12 protein-coding genes, 5 pseudogenes and 1 riboswitch are annotated in these 16087 nt (G+C 38.0%); of the genes and pseudogenes, 11 read left to right on the forward strand and 6 right to left on the reverse strand.

The annotated features are described in order from the left end of the window. Nucleotides 1-2: 2 nt before the first annotated feature. Together SMA_RS04745 and SMA_RS04750 are read right to left on the reverse strand one after the other, a co-directional pair. Nucleotides 3-974: a ribose-phosphate diphosphokinase gene (locus SMA_RS04745; protein ID WP_014294480.1), complete on the reverse strand. Its 972-nt coding sequence runs from the start codon at nucleotides 972-974 to the stop codon at nucleotides 3-5. Between the two features lie 85 nt (nucleotides 975-1059). Then, nucleotides 1060-1629, reverse strand: a complete 570-nt coding sequence (locus SMA_RS04750) for a CYTH domain-containing protein (RefSeq protein ID WP_014294481.1) — start codon at nucleotides 1627-1629, stop codon at nucleotides 1060-1062. 132 nt (nucleotides 1630-1761) lie between these two features. On the opposite strand from SMA_RS04750, the gene yjbM reads away from it, so the two are divergent. From yjbM to SMA_RS04775, 5 genes are all read left to right on the forward strand, one after another. Then, entirely contained in the window at nucleotides 1762-2427 is a 666-nt protein-coding gene (gene yjbM / locus SMA_RS04755; RefSeq protein ID WP_039670822.1) for a GTP diphosphokinase, read from the forward strand. Beyond that, nucleotides 2402-3238, forward strand: a complete 837-nt coding sequence (locus SMA_RS04760; RefSeq protein ID WP_014294483.1) for an NAD kinase — start codon at nucleotides 2402-2404, stop codon at nucleotides 3236-3238. The genes yjbM and SMA_RS04760 overlap by 26 nt, the downstream gene beginning before the upstream one ends. Next, entirely contained in the window at nucleotides 3235-4125 is an 891-nt protein-coding gene (locus SMA_RS04765; protein ID WP_014294484.1) for an RluA family pseudouridine synthase, read from the forward strand. Before SMA_RS04760 ends, SMA_RS04765 begins: the two co-directional genes overlap by 4 nt. A gap of 16 nt (nucleotides 4126-4141) precedes the next feature. Continuing rightward, nucleotides 4142-5140, forward strand: a complete 999-nt coding sequence (pta, locus tag SMA_RS04770) for a phosphate acetyltransferase (protein WP_014294485.1) — start codon at nucleotides 4142-4144, stop codon at nucleotides 5138-5140. Between the two features lie 67 nt (nucleotides 5141-5207). Then, on the forward strand, nucleotides 5208-5963 hold the full coding sequence (locus SMA_RS04775; RefSeq protein WP_014294486.1) for an SDR family oxidoreductase: 756 nt from the start codon (nucleotides 5208-5210) through the stop codon (nucleotides 5961-5963). 29 nt (nucleotides 5964-5992) lie between these two features. Here SMA_RS04775 and SMA_RS04780 read toward each other — a convergent pair whose 3' ends face one another. Next, complete coding sequence (locus SMA_RS04780; protein ID WP_014294487.1) at nucleotides 5993-6391, reverse strand: sodium transporter; 399 nt, start codon at nucleotides 6389-6391, stop codon at nucleotides 5993-5995. Nucleotides 6392-6563: 172 nt separating this feature from the next. Between SMA_RS04780 and SMA_RS04785 the strand changes: the two are divergent. The 4 genes and pseudogenes from SMA_RS04785 (at nucleotide 6564) to SMA_RS04800 (ending at nucleotide 10208) form a co-directional block, all read left to right on the forward strand. Continuing rightward, nucleotides 6564-7402: pseudogene (locus SMA_RS04785) on the forward strand (Cof-type HAD-IIB family hydrolase). 126 nt (nucleotides 7403-7528) lie between these two features. Then, the gene (locus SMA_RS04790; protein WP_014294488.1) at nucleotides 7529-7963 is read left to right on the forward strand and encodes a MarR family winged helix-turn-helix transcriptional regulator; all 435 of its coding nucleotides are present in this window, start codon (nucleotides 7529-7531) and stop codon (nucleotides 7961-7963) included. Nucleotides 7964-8034: 71 nt separating this feature from the next. Then, nucleotides 8035-8667 (forward strand): annotated as a pseudogene (locus SMA_RS04795) (DUF6198 family protein). A 122-nt stretch (nucleotides 8668-8789) separates the two neighbouring features. Further along, nucleotides 8790-10208: pseudogene (locus tag SMA_RS04800) on the forward strand (glycoside hydrolase family 1 protein). Between the two features lie 61 nt (nucleotides 10209-10269). Here the strand turns inward: SMA_RS04800 and SMA_RS04805 are convergent. Further along, a pseudogene (locus SMA_RS04805) lies at nucleotides 10270-10926 on the reverse strand (ABC transporter ATP-binding protein). A gap of 13 nt (nucleotides 10927-10939) precedes the next feature. After that, nucleotides 10940-12475: pseudogene (locus tag SMA_RS04810) on the reverse strand (ABC transporter permease). A 388-nt stretch (nucleotides 12476-12863) separates the two neighbouring features. On the opposite strand from SMA_RS04810, the gene guaC reads away from it, so the two are divergent. Continuing rightward, nucleotides 12864-13847: a GMP reductase gene (gene guaC, locus SMA_RS04815; RefSeq protein ID WP_014294490.1), complete on the forward strand. Its 984-nt coding sequence runs from the start codon at nucleotides 12864-12866 to the stop codon at nucleotides 13845-13847. Between the two features lie 91 nt (nucleotides 13848-13938). Here guaC and SMA_RS04820 read toward each other — a convergent pair whose 3' ends face one another. Further along, entirely contained in the window at nucleotides 13939-15195 is a 1257-nt protein-coding gene (locus tag SMA_RS04820; RefSeq protein WP_014294295.1) for an ISL3 family transposase, read from the reverse strand. Nucleotides 15196-15456: 261 nt separating this feature from the next. Here SMA_RS04820 and SMA_RS12020 point away from each other — a divergent pair, with 261 nt between their 5' ends. Continuing rightward, nucleotides 15457-15723 carry a TMEM175 family protein gene (locus tag SMA_RS12020; protein ID WP_230937604.1) on the forward strand — a complete coding sequence of 89 codons (267 nt, stop codon included), beginning with the start codon at nucleotides 15457-15459 and terminating at the stop codon, nucleotides 15721-15723. Between the two features lie 224 nt (nucleotides 15724-15947). Next, nucleotides 15948-16043: riboswitch (purine riboswitch) on the forward strand. Nucleotides 16044-16087: the final 44 nt, after the last annotated feature.

Below are 16087 nucleotides of genomic sequence, written 5' to 3' on the forward strand. Positions count from 1 at the left end.
AGTTAGTCCTTTGTAGCGTTATATGAGAATAATGGGCTGAGTGGTGATTTTTCGTGGATACGAATAATCGCGTCAGCAATTAATTTGCTTGCTGAAAGATATTTAATATTTTTTGGCAAGCGTTCTTTAGTAGCGACAGAGTCAGTTACTAAAATTTCTTTAATAGGAGCTGTATCAAGGCTTTCGGCAGCAGCGCCAGCAAACAAACCGTGACTTGCTACGGCATAGATTTCTGTTGCGCCATCGCGTTCTACGATTTTAGCAGCTTCAGCAAATGTTTTACCTGTGTTCAAAATGTCATCGATAAGGATAGCTTTTTTACCAGCAACTTCACCGATGATATAACCTTCTTCGCGGTGAGAATCATCTTCTGCATAGTCGATGATTGCGATTGGTGAATCAAGGTATTGCGCTAAGCTACGAGCACGTTTGATACCAGAGTTTTTAGGGCTAACAACGACAACGTCTTCACCTTTTAGTCCTAATTCATAGTAGTATTTAGCAAAAAGTGGAACAGTAAAGAGGTTATCAACTGGAACATCAAAGAATCCTTGAACTTGAACAGCGTGAAGGTCAAGAGTCAATAGACGATCCACGCCAGCTTTAACTAACATGTTAGCAACAAGTTTTGCAGTAATTGGTTCACGTGATGCAGCGATACGGTCTTGACGTGAGTAACCAAAATAAGGGATAACCACGTTAACTGTGCTTGCACTAGCACGTTTACAAGCATCAACCATAATCAAAAGTTCCCAAAGGTTGTCATTAACAGGGTAGCTAGTAGATTGGATGATGTAAATATCATCTCCACGAACTGTTTCTTCGATGTTAATCATGATTTCGCCGTCTGAAAACTTACGTGTTGACGCTTTTCTAAGTGGGACACCAACTGTGTCCGCAATCTTTTGTGCAATCTCTACGTTAGAAGAAAGAGAAAAAAGCTTGAATTGTTTGTCGGCGTAATGTTCTGCCATGATATAAATAAACTCCTTTAAAATTAATACTTATATTCTATCAAAAAAAATGAAATAATTCAGCACTTTCTCATGGAAAAGCGCCTTAAATTCGTTTTAGAGTCGCGCTGAATCGAGCAACTTTACTTTTAGCGTACTTGAAATCGATAGCGTGTTCGGCTAAGAAGTTGTCAAAATCTTTCTTGCCTTGTTCGGCATTTTCAACTTCTAATTCAAGTTCGTAGTCTTTAATACCGGCGTATTGGTTGCTATCAAGTGCCATTAAACCAATTTTAGTCATGGTTTCACGGCGTGTTGTTGTAAGGCTGCCAAAGTTTTTAAGACTTGAGAGTTTAACCCCGTTTTCTTCGATAAGGTTTAGAAAATCAACATCTGGAAATTCTCCAGATTTGATGATTTCTTTAGCATCTGCAACACTCAAATTATAGTTATATTCTAAGTTGCCAACTTCTTTTGGAATTTTTAGTGTTATTTCTGCACGGTTGGGCAAGGTTCTAATACGTAATGACATACGGTTAGCCTTCATATCAAAGTTTTCTGAGTCGAAGTAGTAGTTTGTCTGTGTGACTGGTGCTACGTGTGAAAACTGATTATTGAGACGATTAAATTCGTCTTTAGTGAGTAAGGTTTTGTACTCAATTTCAAGGTGTGTCATAAATAAATTTCCTTTTTTTCACCATTAGATTTATGGTATAATTAGTTTATTATATTAATTTTATACAAAAGTCAATTTTTTGACAAGGATTGGTCATGTCTTTCGTGACAGGTCCATTAGGAAGGAAATATGATGGACTGGGAAAAATTTTTAGATCCTTACATACAGACAGTTGGGGAGTTGAAAATTAAACTACGTGGTATTCGTAAGCAGTTTCGTAAGCAAAATCGCCATTCTCCGATTGAATTTGTAACTGGTCGTGTAAAATCAGTTGAAAGTATCAAGGAAAAAATGGAACTTCGGGGAATTAAACCTGAAAATATTGCACAGGATTTGCAAGATATTGCAGGTGTTCGTGTCATGGTTCAATTCGTAGATGACGTTGATGAAGTTCTAGCTCTTTTGCGTGGCCGTCACGACATGACAATTGTTCAAGAACGTGACTATATCAATAACATGAAAGCAAGTGGCTATCGTTCTTATCATGTTATTGTAGAGTATCCAGTAGAGACGATAGATGGTCAAAAGACGGTCTTGGCTGAGATTCAAATTCGAACGTTAGCCATGAATTTCTGGGCGACAATTGAGCATTCATTGAATTATAAGTACAAGGGTGAATTTCCAGATGAAATCAAGAAACGCCTTGAAACGACAGCGAAAATTGCGCTTGAATTGGATGAAGAAATGAGAAAGATTCGTGAGGATATTAGAGAGGCACAGCTTTTATTTGATCCCGCAAGTCGAAAATTAAGTGATGGTGTAGGAAATAGCGATGACACAGACGAATATTACAGATAAAGTGACACGAGTAGCTATCGTGGCAAACGGAAAATACCAAAGTAGGCGAGTTGCTTCAAAACTTTTTACGACCTTCAAGGAGGACAAGCGATTTTATCTATCTAAGAAAGATCCTGATATTGTCATTTCTATCGGTGGTGATGGTATGTTGTTATCAGCGTTTCACATGTATGAAAAAAATCTTGATAAAGCGCGCTTTGTCGGAATCCATACAGGACACCTTGGTTTCTATACGGATTATCGTGATTTTGAAGTTGAAAAATTGATCGAAAATTTGCATGCTGATAAGGGACGTAAGGTTTCTTATCCTATTTTGAGGACAAAAATTACCTTGGACGATGGGCGTGTGGTTAAAGCGCGTGCGTTGAATGAAGTGGCCATTAAACGTATTGAAAAAACGATGGTTGCGGATGTTGTTATTGATAAAGTGAAACTAGAACGTTTCCGTGGTGACGGTCTTTCTGTATCGACACCAACAGGAAGTACAGGTTATAATAAATCATTAGGTGGTGCGATTTTGCATCCGACAATAGAAGCCTTGCAGCTGGCGGAAATTTCTAGTTTGAATAATCGTGTCTATCGCACGCTAGGGTCTTCAGTTATTGTTCCTAAAAAAGATAAAATTGAAATTATTCCTAAACGTCAAGGCGTTTACACGATTTCAATCGATAATAAAACGATGCATTACAAAAATGTGTCTAAAATTGAATATTGCATTGACAATAAAAAAATTAGTTTTGTGGCGACACCGTTCCATACAAGTTTCTGGGAACGCGTAACAGATGCCTTTATAGGAGAGTTGGAGTCGTGAGATTTGATTTTGTTGCTGACCGACAGACAAAAGTAAAAACATTTTTAAAAGGTCACGATGTTTCAAAAGGATTATTATCCAAAGTTAAGTTCAAAGGCGGGAATATATGGGTAAATGGTGTTGAACAAAATGCCATTTACTTATTGAACGTTGGTGATGTTGTTTCCATTGAAATTCCTGACGAAGAAGAACATGAGACATTAATTCCTGTCAAACATGATCTTAATATTGCTTACGAAGATGAACATTTTTTGATTATAAATAAACCGCATGGCTATGCTAGTATTCCAAGTGTTTTGCATTCTAATACGATTGCTAATTTTGTGAAACATTATTATCTAGAGCAAAATTATCCCAATAAACAGGTGCATATTGTGACACGTTTGGATAAGGATACGAGTGGATTGATGCTGTTTGCCAAACATGGTTATGCACATGCTAGATTAGATAAGCAACTGCAAAATAAAACCATTGAAAAACGGTATTATGCTTTGGTTTCTGGCAAAGGTGAATTAGCAGATAAAGGTGAGATTATTGCACCAATTGCTCGTTCAGATGATAGTATCATCACACGTTGTGTGCATCCGTCTGGCAAATACGCCCACACGAGCTATGAAGTTGTGGCGCGTTTTGGTGAGGTAGCTTTGGTAGATATTCGTCTCCATACGGGACGTACCCACCAGATTCGTGTGCATTTTTCGCATCTTGGCTTTCCATTGCTGGGAGATGATATGTATGGCGGAAGCATGGATTATGGCATTACACGTCAAGCCTTACATTGCCATTGCCTTCGCTTTGTAAACCCATACACAAACGAAGAGATAATTCAGACCACAAACTTGACAGATGATTTTGATAGCGTTATCATGGAACTACAACAAAATTAGATAGAAGGTTAAAAATATGGGAATTCGATCTTTATTTGGTAGCTTACGGGAAAAAATTATTGGTAAAAACCTCAAAATTGTTTTTCCTGAAGGAAATGACGAACGCGTGCTTCGAGCAGCCGCTCGTTTGAAATTCGAGGGATTAATTGAGCCGATTATTTTAGGAGACGCTAAAGAAGTTCGATCTTTGCTTGCGAAATTTGGCTTCGCTGATCAAAATTATGTCATTATCAACCCAGCAGAATACGATCAATTTGATGAAATGAAAGAAGCATTTCTTGAAATTCGTAAGGGAAAAGTAACACCAGAAGATGCTGAGCGTTTGTTGCAAGATGTCAATTATTTTGGTGTGATGCTTGTCAAACTTGGCTTGGCTGACGGAATGGTTTCTGGTGCCATTCATTCAACCGCTGATACGGTTCGCCCAGCACTTCAAATCATTAAAACGAAACCTGGCATTTCACGCACCTCAGGAGTGTTCTTGATGAATCGTGAAAAAACAAAACAACGTCTTGTGTTTGCTGACTGTGCGATTAATATCGACCCTACCGCTCAAGAGTTGGCTGAAATTGCTGTGAATACTGCGGATACGGCTAAAATTTTTGACATTGAACCAAAAATTGCAATGTTGAGTTTTTCAACGAAAGGAAGTGCTAAGGCGCCACAAGTTGAAAAAGTACAAACAGCAACTAAGATTGCTAAAGAAACACGTCCTGACATTCTTTTGGATGGTGAATTGCAATTTGATGCGGCATTTGTTCCAGGGACAGCGGCTGTAAAAGCACCAGATAGTGATATTGCAGGACAAGCAAATGTCTTTATCTTCCCAGACCTTCAATCAGGAAATATTAGTTACAAAATTGCTCAACGCTTAGGGATGTTTGAAGCTATTGGTCCAATCCTTCAAGGACTCAACAAGCCTGTGAATGATTTGTCACGTGGTTCAAGTGCTGAGGATATTTACAAATTAGCTATCATCACAGCTGCTCAAGCTATTGATGGTAACGATAATTAATAAAAATTAACAAAGCTCAGTTGGTTTTTCCGACTGACTTTCTTGTCTTAATAAGAAAAGAGGAAATATGTCAAAAATTGCTTTAGTTACGGGAGCTTCTGCTGGATTTGGTAAAGCTATCGCTGAAAAATTAGTATCTGACGGTTATCGTGTCATTGCTAGTGCCCGCCGTTTGGAAAAATTGCAGAGCTTACAAGCAGCACTAGGTCAACAGAATGTTTACCCTCTTCAAATGGATATCTCACAAACACAAGCTATCGACGAAGCTTTGGCTTCTTTGCCTAAAGAGTGGCGAGAAATTGACATTCTGGTTAACAATGCAGGCTTAGCGCTTGGTTTGGATAAGGCATACGAAGCAGATTTTTCAGATTGGCTGACAATGATTAATACGAATATCGTTGGTTTGACTTATTTAACTCGCCAAATTTTGCCAGATATGGTTAAACGTAATACTGGTATGATTATCAATCTTGGGTCAACTGCTGGTACAGTTCCTTATCCTGGGGCTAATGTTTACGGAGCTTCAAAAGCTTTCGTGAAACAATTTTCATTGAACTTGCGTGCGGACCTTGCAGGCACTAAGATTCGTGTTACCAATATTGAACCAGGTCTTTGTGAGGGAACAGAATTTTCAAATGTTCGTTTCAAAGGCGACGATGAACGCGCTGAAAAACTCTACGATGGCGCACATGCTATTAAACCAGAAGATATTGCTAACACCGTTTCTTGGGTGGCAAGCCAACCTTCTCATGTCAATATCAACCGCATTGAAATAATGCCTGTTTCCCAATCTTTTGGACCACAACCCGTTTACCGAGAATAAAAAGAGCCATATGGCTCTTTTTATTATTCCTATAAATCATTACCAATAGAAGGTCCTGATGTGGTATCAGACCAAGCAACGATAGCTTGACCAGTTTCTTTTAGATAACTAGACAGAAGTGGTTTTAAGTCTTGAATGTAAGTTATGACACCAAGTGATTGACCAGAAGTATCTAAAATCAACTGATAAGTTTGCATTAAGATGACATCAAAACTATCTGTCGGTATTTGCAAATGTAGGCTTTTTTCTAGAGATTGATGTAGACTTTGCCAAATCCATTCAGGAAGTTTCTCGCTTTCATTTTCTGGGAAAAATGAACCATCAGAGCAATTATTGCTATAAATGAGCTTTAAATTGTTATCATAAAAACTAGCTCGGTAGGGAAGATGAGCCAGTAATGCTTCAATATTTTTCATGTTATCAATCATAACGATTTTATCAGAAAAGCACAAGTAAACTGTTTGTAAATTGCTATGAGGGAACTTGCATATGCATTGTCTTGATAATTCAGAGGATAATATCAGAAAACGCTAACATCATACTATCTTCTTGCTAACAAACTGTTTATAATAGATAACAAAGATAGGTTGGAGGAAAACGATGAGTAAGATTATTTTTTTAGACGTCGATGGAACATTAGTGGATTATCATAATCGCGTGCCAGAGTCTGCTGTCAAAGCAATTCAACAAGCGCGTCAAAATGGACATTATGTCTTTGTTTGCACGGGACGTAGTCGTGCAGAAATGCAGCCTGAGCTATGGGATATTGGTCTTGACGGCATGATTGGTGGCAACGGTTCTTATGTTGAACATAACGGTCAGGTGATCATGCACCAGTTGATTTCAAAAGAGGATGCCAAAGCTATTGTTGACTGGCTACACGAACATGGGTTGGAATTTTACTTAGAATCAAATAATGGTCTGTTTGCTTCGAAAAATTTCAAAGAAGTTGCCCGCCCAGTAATGCGCCAATATGCGCTTTCTAAAGGTAGAACTGCGGCAAAAGTTGAACATATGGAAGTAGAAGATGCCCTTCATGGCTTGATTTATGGCGGTGAATTGTATCGTGATGATTTGAATAAGGTCAGCTTTATTCTTAATTCTTACCAAGACCATTTGGATTCAGCCAAAACTTTTCCACATTTAAAAACTGGAACATGGGGTGGTCGTGGAGAAACGGCGTTGTTTGGTGACCTTGGTGTTAAGGATATTACCAAAGCACACGCAATTGATGTTCTTTTGGAGCACTTGCAAGCTGATAAAAAGGATACCATTGCTTTTGGTGATGCCAAGGTTGATATTCCCATGCTAGAATATTGTGAATTGGTGTCTCAATGGGAAATGGCGGTTCAGAAATCCTTGCTATGGCAGACATGGTAACCGATGACGTTGAAGAAGACGGACTTTATAATGTCTTTGAAAAATTGGGATTAATTTAACAGATATTGCTTAGATAGAAAGATCGTATTTGAACATAAATCGGTCTTTTTAGTTTGGTCGACTTGACATTTGCTAATTAGATTTACAAAATAATATACAATAGGTTGTATAATTAAGGAGAGAAAATGACTGCTATTGATTTTACGATTGAAAGGCTAGTTTTAAAAGCAGGCAATGTTTTAAAAAACATTCGGATTGGTGATTTGGAGAAAAGTCGCCTAACACCAGCTCAGTCAGAAACCATATTATTTTATGCTGATAATGGCGGAAAGAGCATTAAAGACCTTGCGATCCATTTGAAAGTTTCCCACCAAGCAGCTCGGAAATTAGTTGATAAATTGAAAGATAAAACGATTTTAGAGTCGGTTATTTCTAAGAAAGATAGACGTTCAACGAGTATTTCTTTGACGAGTTATGGGCAAGAGATTTGTACCACCTTAAAACAACGTGGTACCACGGTAGGTGAGACAATTCTTAGTGATTATTCTGATGATGAAAAGAAGTTGTTGTTAGAGTTTCTTCGTAGAATTGAAAAAATATTGATGATTGTTAGCAGTTGAGAGAGTTTTTCTCTCTTTCTCTTTGGATAATATACAACTTCTTTGATAATTTCATAATTTTTGAGGATAAATTGAAAAACAAATGTTATCGTTACTTTTTATTTTTTCTTGGCTTATTGTGTAATGGATTTGGCGTCACTTTTATTAGAAAAGCAGCCTTGGGAACAACGCCGATTGCCACACTCTCGCTGATATTTTCTAAAATCACACTTGGCAAGTTTACCATTATGGTTAGTATGATTTTGATTTTGGCATAAGTTCTTATTCTAAGAAAGCAAAGCCATTTTGTGGATACTGTGCTGCAAATTCCGATTAGTTTTCTTTTTGGCTACGTCATTGATTTTTCGACGTGGTTACTGACTTTTTTTAACCCCGAAAACTATGGTGTGAAATTAATTTCGCTGCTGATTGGCTGTCTTATTATTGCATTTGGGGCTTATTTTGAAGTGGTGGTTAATGTTGCCGTACTTCCTGCTGACGGTTTTAGTCGAGCAATTGCTGTTGTGACCAAGAAAGAATTTGGCGCGATAAAATTGCTAACAGATTTCTCACAAGCCATTTTTTCTCTGGTTATCGGCTTTCTTTGTTTGCATGAATTTGCTGGCATTCGCGAGGGAACAATCATTGGCGCTTTGTTGATTGGAAATATCATTAAGCTGATTGGCAAAACGTGGCAATTGGAGCGTGTCTTTTCATCTTTGTAATATTTTTGCCTATTAAAAGTAATTAATCGTATGATAGTACAAGGAATGCGTTTTATATCATTAGTTTTTGTTTGATTTTAACGATATAATATTATTGAAAAATCATTAGTGAGGAGATTTTTATGTTACACAAAAATTTAAAACCATTTCCAGAACATTTTTTGTGGGGAGCTTCAACGTCAGCTTATCAAGTTGAAGGGGCTGCTTTAGAGGACGGCAAAGGTCCGTCATGCCAAGACGTGAAAGAAATTCCTGAAGGAACAGCTGATTTGTCAGTTTCAGTTGACCATTATCATCATTATAAAGAAGATATTGCCCTAATGGCAGAAATGGGTTTCAAATCATATCGCTTCTCCATTTCTTGGACACGTGTTTAGCCGAATGGAACAGGCGAGGTTAATCCAAAAGGGATTGAATTCTACAATAATTTGATTGACGAATGTTTGAAATATGACATTGAACCAATCGTCACAATGTTCCACTTTGATATGCCAGCGGCGCTTGATGAACGTGGTTCTTGGTCAACACATGATTCTGTTGATTGGTTCGCTGAATATGCGCGTGTCTTGTTTGAAAATTTCGGTGACCGTGTTAAATATTGGCTAACAATCAATGAACAAAATATGCTAACATTGGTTGGTCCAGTTATCGGTACGCTTCATGTGCCAGAAGGAACAACTAATCTCACTAAAGAGATTTACCAACAAAATCATCACCAACTGGTTGCGCAAGCTAAAGCAATGCAATTTTGCCATGAAATACTTCCTGATGCTAAAATTGGTCCAGCACCAAATATTTCTTTGGTTTACCCAGCGTCATCAAAACCAGAAGATGTTATTGCTGCTCAAAACTTCAATGCGCTTCGTAATTGGCTTTATTTAGATGCTTATGTTTTCGGTGAATATAATAACCTAGCTTGGGCATATTTAGAAGAAAATGATGCTTTGCCAACAATTACTGATGAGGACCGTGCTATCATGAAAGCAGCTAAGCCTGATTTTATTGGCTTTAACTATTACAATACAACGACTGTTGAAGCTTCTGACGGTAGTGAAGTCGCAGGCGCTAATGGCGACCAACAATCAAATCAAACTTTCCCAGGCTTTGCGAAGAGCGTTGACAATCCAAATCTTGTGAAAACAGAATTTGGTTGGGAAATTGACCCTGTTGGTTTTCGTGCAACTGTTCGCGAAATGTACAGCCGTTACCGTTTACCACTTTTAGTCACTGAAAATGGTCTTGGAGCCTATGATACTTTGACAGAAGACGGCAAAATTCACGATAACTACCGTATCGAATACCTTCGCCAACACATTGCACAAATCCAATTGGCTATTTCTGACGGTGTTGATATGCTTGGTTACAATCCATGGTCAGCAATCGACCTCATCTCAACACACGAAGGTATCCGTAAATGTTATGGCTTTATTTACGTTGATCGTACAGATGAAGAAGTAGGTAGTCTCAAACGTTACCGCAAAGATTCCTTCTTCTGGTACAAGAAAGTCATTGCCACAAATGGACAAGATTTGTCAGATTGATAAATTTTACGATAATGAAAATGCACTCAGCAAAGAAGTTGAGTGCATTCTGTTATTATTTTTAAACCTCTGTAAATTGTTTTTTCTTGAGTTCAAACGTGACGTCTGTTTCTTGAGCGACAGCTGTTTCGTGAGTGACGATAATAATGGTTTTATTTTGCTTACGTGCAATATCTTTGAAGATATTGACAATGTCTTATGTTGTTTCTTCGTCTAAGTTTCCTGTCGGTTCGTCAGCGATAATTAAATCATGTTCCGTTGCTAAAGCACGAACGATAGCAACACGCTGTTGTTGCCCACCAGAAAGTTGAAGAACTGGCTTGTCAATCATTTCTTTAGGAATACCAACGAGTTCAAAAAGTTCTTCGATTTTGGCATTGTCCACGGGTTTGTTAGAGATTTCTAGCGCCGTTTGAACTTTTTGACGAGTAGTAATGTAGGTCATTAAATTATAAGCTTGGAAAATCGTTGAAACAGAGTGTTTACGATAATTGGTCAAACCAGATTTATTGATATCATTATCTTCCAAATAAATTTTACCAGCTTTGGGGCTATCTAAGCCAGCTAGTAGAGAAAGGAAAGTTGTTTTTCCGATTCCTGACTGACCAAGAATAGAGTAAACTTTCCCTTTTTCAAAGGTTAGATTAACGTTCTTAAAAAGATAATCGTCAGGATTGTTGGTGTAGCAATAACCGATATTATGTGTTCGTAAAGGCATTTCTTAGTCCTTTCTAGTTAGATGATAAGATATCCTTAGGTTTCATGCGGATAATGCCAATACTTGCAAGAATTGTTGAAACAAATGAAATCAGAAGTGCAATTCCACCAAGTTTTGCGACATCAGTTCCTGTTAATTTGATATCAAGGTTATCGATTTCTTGAGTTGAAGAGGTTGCCATTGATACCATATTACCCATGCCGCCACCAGGGGCACCAGATTTTTGACCAGAATCACTATTGTTGCTGTCAGAAGAATTAGTATCTTGACCAGGACCTCTGCCATTTTGTCCTGAAGTTTGGGTCGTTTGTTCGGTAGAAGTTGATGATGACAAGAGCTGATTACCGAGCGCATTTTCCACAAAATTATCAGCAAATGAAGCAATAATAAGTGATACTACCGTTACCATGAAGAGTTCCATAAAGAATTGACCGATAATCTTAACGCGATTTTCACCGAGGCTCATCAGAACACCAATTTCATAACGACGTTCGCGAATGCTAAGGATAACAATAAGTGTCAAGATAACAGCGCCAGCGATTGCTACCAAGATAACGATGTTTTGAGCGATTGATGAAATATTGTTAAGTGGTGAAAGCATTTGTTCGTAGATTTCATCACTTGAAGTGACAGAGTAAGAATCAGTATCGATTTCAGATTCTACTTCGTCAACGAAATCGTCCATATCTTCTGGATTTGAGAGAGTATAAACAGCTGAATCAAGTGTGTCTGTTTCACCCTTCATTGTATCTGCTGTTGTTAGATTGGTGTAGATATTGTTCTGAGGATTTGAAGCATTAGACATCATTTAAGCTGTAGTAGCTGTTGATGAATTCTCATAGATACCAACGACAGTCAATGCATAACTTGTTTCAGTATCGTCTACGGTTGTTGTTACGGTAAAGGTATCTCCGACACTAAGGTCATTAGCGTCAGCTAAATCTGAAGAAATCACCGCAGAATTATCCGCAGTATCAGACGTGATACCAACACCGTCAGTGATTTCACTTGTGCCCGATGTAAAGTCACTCACGTAATCAGTGCTGTTGACACCTGTAATGGTAAAGTCACCAGATGTCATTTCCATACCGCCACGACCAGAGGGTTGATCGCTATCAGATGAATCATCGCTGCTTGAATCTGAATCATCTGAAGAAGTTAAAGATGATGTCGAAATAGCAGAAATATCATCACCAGCTGTTGCTGTCGTTGTTGTGGTAAAGAGATAAGAAGCTACGCCGTCTTTTTCAGCGATAGACTCGGCTGTCGCAAGGTCAACAGAAGTAGTTGCTGAACCATCGTCACTAGAATCATCAGAACTGCTGTCGCTGTCAGGATTGAAAGCTTTCATCATCGCTTCCCGATTAACAGATAAGGTGACTGTTGCGTCAGCTTCACTTTTGGCTGATTCGACAGCTGAATCGGCAGCATTTTTAATGGTCAATCCAGCTAAAACGAAAATTAAAATAGCACTAGTTACTAAAATTAGTAGTGCTGTACGTCCTTTCTTTGCTTTTGTCGCAAGCCAAGCTCGCTTAATAAAGTTTATATAAAACTCTCCTTTGAAATTTTGATATGAAAGAAGCATAGACAACTTGTCTTAATTTCAACTAAAAGAAAACTGAAACAAAACTTAAATCATTTTGTCACGCTTTAAATATAAAAAAACATATGTTAAAAACGAACATTTTTAAAAATAAAAAATAAAATAATTGACATAAAACGAACGGTAGTGTAAAATAATAATGGAAAGGTAAGTTTTTACCTAGCGATGCTTTGCTATTTTCAGACGTAGGAGAGTTATAGGAAGGTCATTTTTTAATGAAAGAGTTTCTAACTATTAGGCAAACCCTACTATCAAAAAGTAACTTTCTTTTTTAGTTAAGACATTTTTGACAAATTGGAGTTGCGGTAGCAGAAACTATGGAGAAGCTGATATGTATAACGAAATGCCTGTCTTTGATTACGAAGATATCCAACTGATTCCAAACAAATGTATCATCAGTAGTCGTTCGGAAGCTGACACGCAAGTGACACTTGGCGATTATACCTTTAAATTGCCTGTTATTCCTGCCAATATGCAGACCATTATTGATGAAAACATTGCAGAATATTTGGCTAAGAATGGGTATTTTTACATTATGCACCGTTTTGATGAAGAGGCTCGTAAACCATTTGTTGAGCGTATGCACGAGCAAGGGTTAATTGCGTCTATTTCAGTAGGTGTTAAAGACTATGAGTACGATTTCGTCACAAGTTTAAAAGATGATGCGCCTGAATTTATCACAATTGACATTGCCCATGGACATTCTGATAGTGTGATTAACATGATTCAACACATCAAAAAAGAATTGCCTAAAACCTTTGTTATTGCTGGTAATGTTGGAACGCCAGAGGCTGTTCGTGAGTTGGAAAATGCTGGCGCTGATGCTACGAAAGTTGGGATTGGTCCAGGGAAAGTCTGTATCACTAAAGTAAAAACTGGCTTTGGGACGGGTGGGTGGCAATTAGCTGCGCTTCGTTGGTGTGCCAAAGCTGCTCGTAAGCCGATTATTGCTGACGGTGGAATTCGTACGCACGGCGATATTGCCAAGTCAATCCGCTTTGGTGCAACAATGGTTATGATTGGTTCATTATTTGCAGGGCATTTGGAAAGCCCAGGAAAATTGGTAGAAGTAGATGGTGAGCAGTATAAAGAATATTACGGTTCAGCTTCTGAATACCAAAAAGGTGAACATAAAAACATCGAAGGAAAGAAAATTTTATTACCAGTTAAAGGGCATTTGAAAGATACTCTGGTTGAAATGCAAGAAGACCTTCAAAGTGCGATTTCCTACGCTGGTGGACGTGATTTACACAGCTTAACACGTGTTGATTACGTCATCGTTAAAAATTCCATTTGGAATGGTGATTCGATTTAAGTTTGAAATATATAAAAGCCGCTCTTTTTTTGAGTGGCTTTCTTTGTATGTTAATGAGGCTCTTTGTCAACTGTAGTGGGTAGATGAAAAGCTAACACCTAGAGAGGACGAACTTCGCTCTCTCTTTCTTTATGTTCAAAGCAATCAAAATCCGTTTTTTAAAGTTTTCAAAGTTCCTGAAACCAAAGGCATTTCTCTTAATGACTTTGATGAGATTATTGGTAGCTTCCAGTTTGGCGTTGGAATAAGGCAATTCCATGGCGTTTAAAACCTTGTCCTTATCCTTTAAAAATGTCTTAAATACCGTCTGGAAAATAGGATTAACAGTGGCTATTTCCTGTTCGATGAGGTCAAAGAAATGATCTGAGTTTTTCTCTTGGAAATGATATAAGAGAAGCTGATAGAGTTCATAGTGCTGTCGTAGTTCATCTGAGTAGGATAGGAGTTTTTCTAGGATTTCCTTGTTAGTCAAATGCATTCGAAACATAGGACGATAAAATCGTTTATCGCTGAGTTTACGGCTATCTTGTTGTATCAATTTCCAGTAACGTTTCAAGGCTCGGTATTCCTGGGATTTTCTGTCGAATTGATTCATAATTTGAATACGGACACGGTTCATAGCACGACTAAGGTGTTGCACGATATGAAAGCGATCGAGTACAATTTTTGCATTCGGAAAAAGCTGTTTAGCAAGTTGATAATAGGGACTAAACATATCCATGGTAATCACTTTGACCCGATTTCTAACCTTTCTAGGATAGCGTAGAAAGTGGTTTCGGATGGTTGCTTGGGTTCTTCCGTCGAGAATGGCGATGACATTTAGGGAGTCGAAATCTTGAGCGATGAAGCTCATTTTCCCCTTCTTGAAGGCATACTCGTCCCAGCTCATCACCTCGGGTAGGGTATTCCAATCCGTTTCAAACTTGAACTCATTGAGCTTTCTCATAACTGACGATGTTGAGATAGATAGCCTGTGTGCAATCTGTTGCATTGCTTGATTTTCGATGAGTAATTGAGCGATCTTCTGGTTAACAGCGACAGAGATTTGGTGGTTTTTCTTGACAAGAGGAGTTTCAGCTACCGCCATTTTTCCGCAATCTTTACACTTGAAACGACGCTTTCGAAGACGGATAAGCAAAGGGTAGCCAGCAGTTTCTAGGTAGGGGATTTTAGAAGTTTTCTGGTAGTCGTACTTAGCCATTTGTCCCTTGCATTTTGGGCATTTAGGGGCTGTGTAGTCCAAGTGACCGTGGAGTTCTAAGTGAGTCCCCATATTATATTCATCAGTGATAGTGATATTTTTGTCTTTAATTCTGAGAAAATTTGTGATAAGATTTAGTTGTTCCATATGAACCCTTTCTAATATGAGTTTAGTCGCTTTTCATTATAGGTCATATGGGACTTTTTTTCTACACTAAAAAAGGCTCCATAATCTCTACAGTGGATTTACCCACTACAGAAATTATAGAGCCGTTAATGATAAAACTCTGAGAATGCTTTATTTAAAGTGGCATCTGTCTCGGCTAGTATCTCTTCCTTAGAACGAACAGCAGTTCCTTGAGCTCTGACAAGGTGGCAAGCTTACATTGCTTACATATCATCGTTTACCTTGTTATTAGGTGTTTGGTATAATCATCATAATTTATTTAAATCAATTGAAGTGATTGACCGCAGGGTCTTTTGGGTTAATGGTGTGTGGTTATTGATTCAGTCATTTATCCCATTTCTAGCTTCATGGATTGGTGATTATCCTGATCACGCCCAACCTTTGGTGACCTTTATTGTACTGAGCATATTGTGGACCATGTCTTATCGATTACTTTATCATTTCTTGAGTGAGATTAATGACCAAATGCACCTTATCCTTATCGTGTAACGCTAAATATCATAACAGTTTATATTGTCTTGATTGTAATAGCGCTTATTCAACCGCTTTTAGGATTATTAGCCTTAGCTTCTTATAATATTTATGGTGTTTTTCGCCCAGCAGCATTTTAATGACTGTGTCTTCAGAAAATTACATCTTTTAATAATAGGACCAATGTCATCTTGCCATATAACCATTGAAAATGATACAATAGACGTGTCATTAGTTAGTGATGGTTAAAATTTAATAAAACTTATTTATGCTACGAATGGGCGTAGCGTCTCTACAAGACACCGTAATGTCTAACAATAAGTCTTTGCTCAATGAAGTTGAGATGTTTTTGCATATAGTTGTGAAAATATGACCGAGTAAC

The sequence above is a fragment of the Streptococcus macedonicus ACA-DC 198 genome (assembly GCA_000283635.1).
Taxonomy (GTDB): domain Bacteria; phylum Bacillota; class Bacilli; order Lactobacillales; family Streptococcaceae; genus Streptococcus; species Streptococcus macedonicus.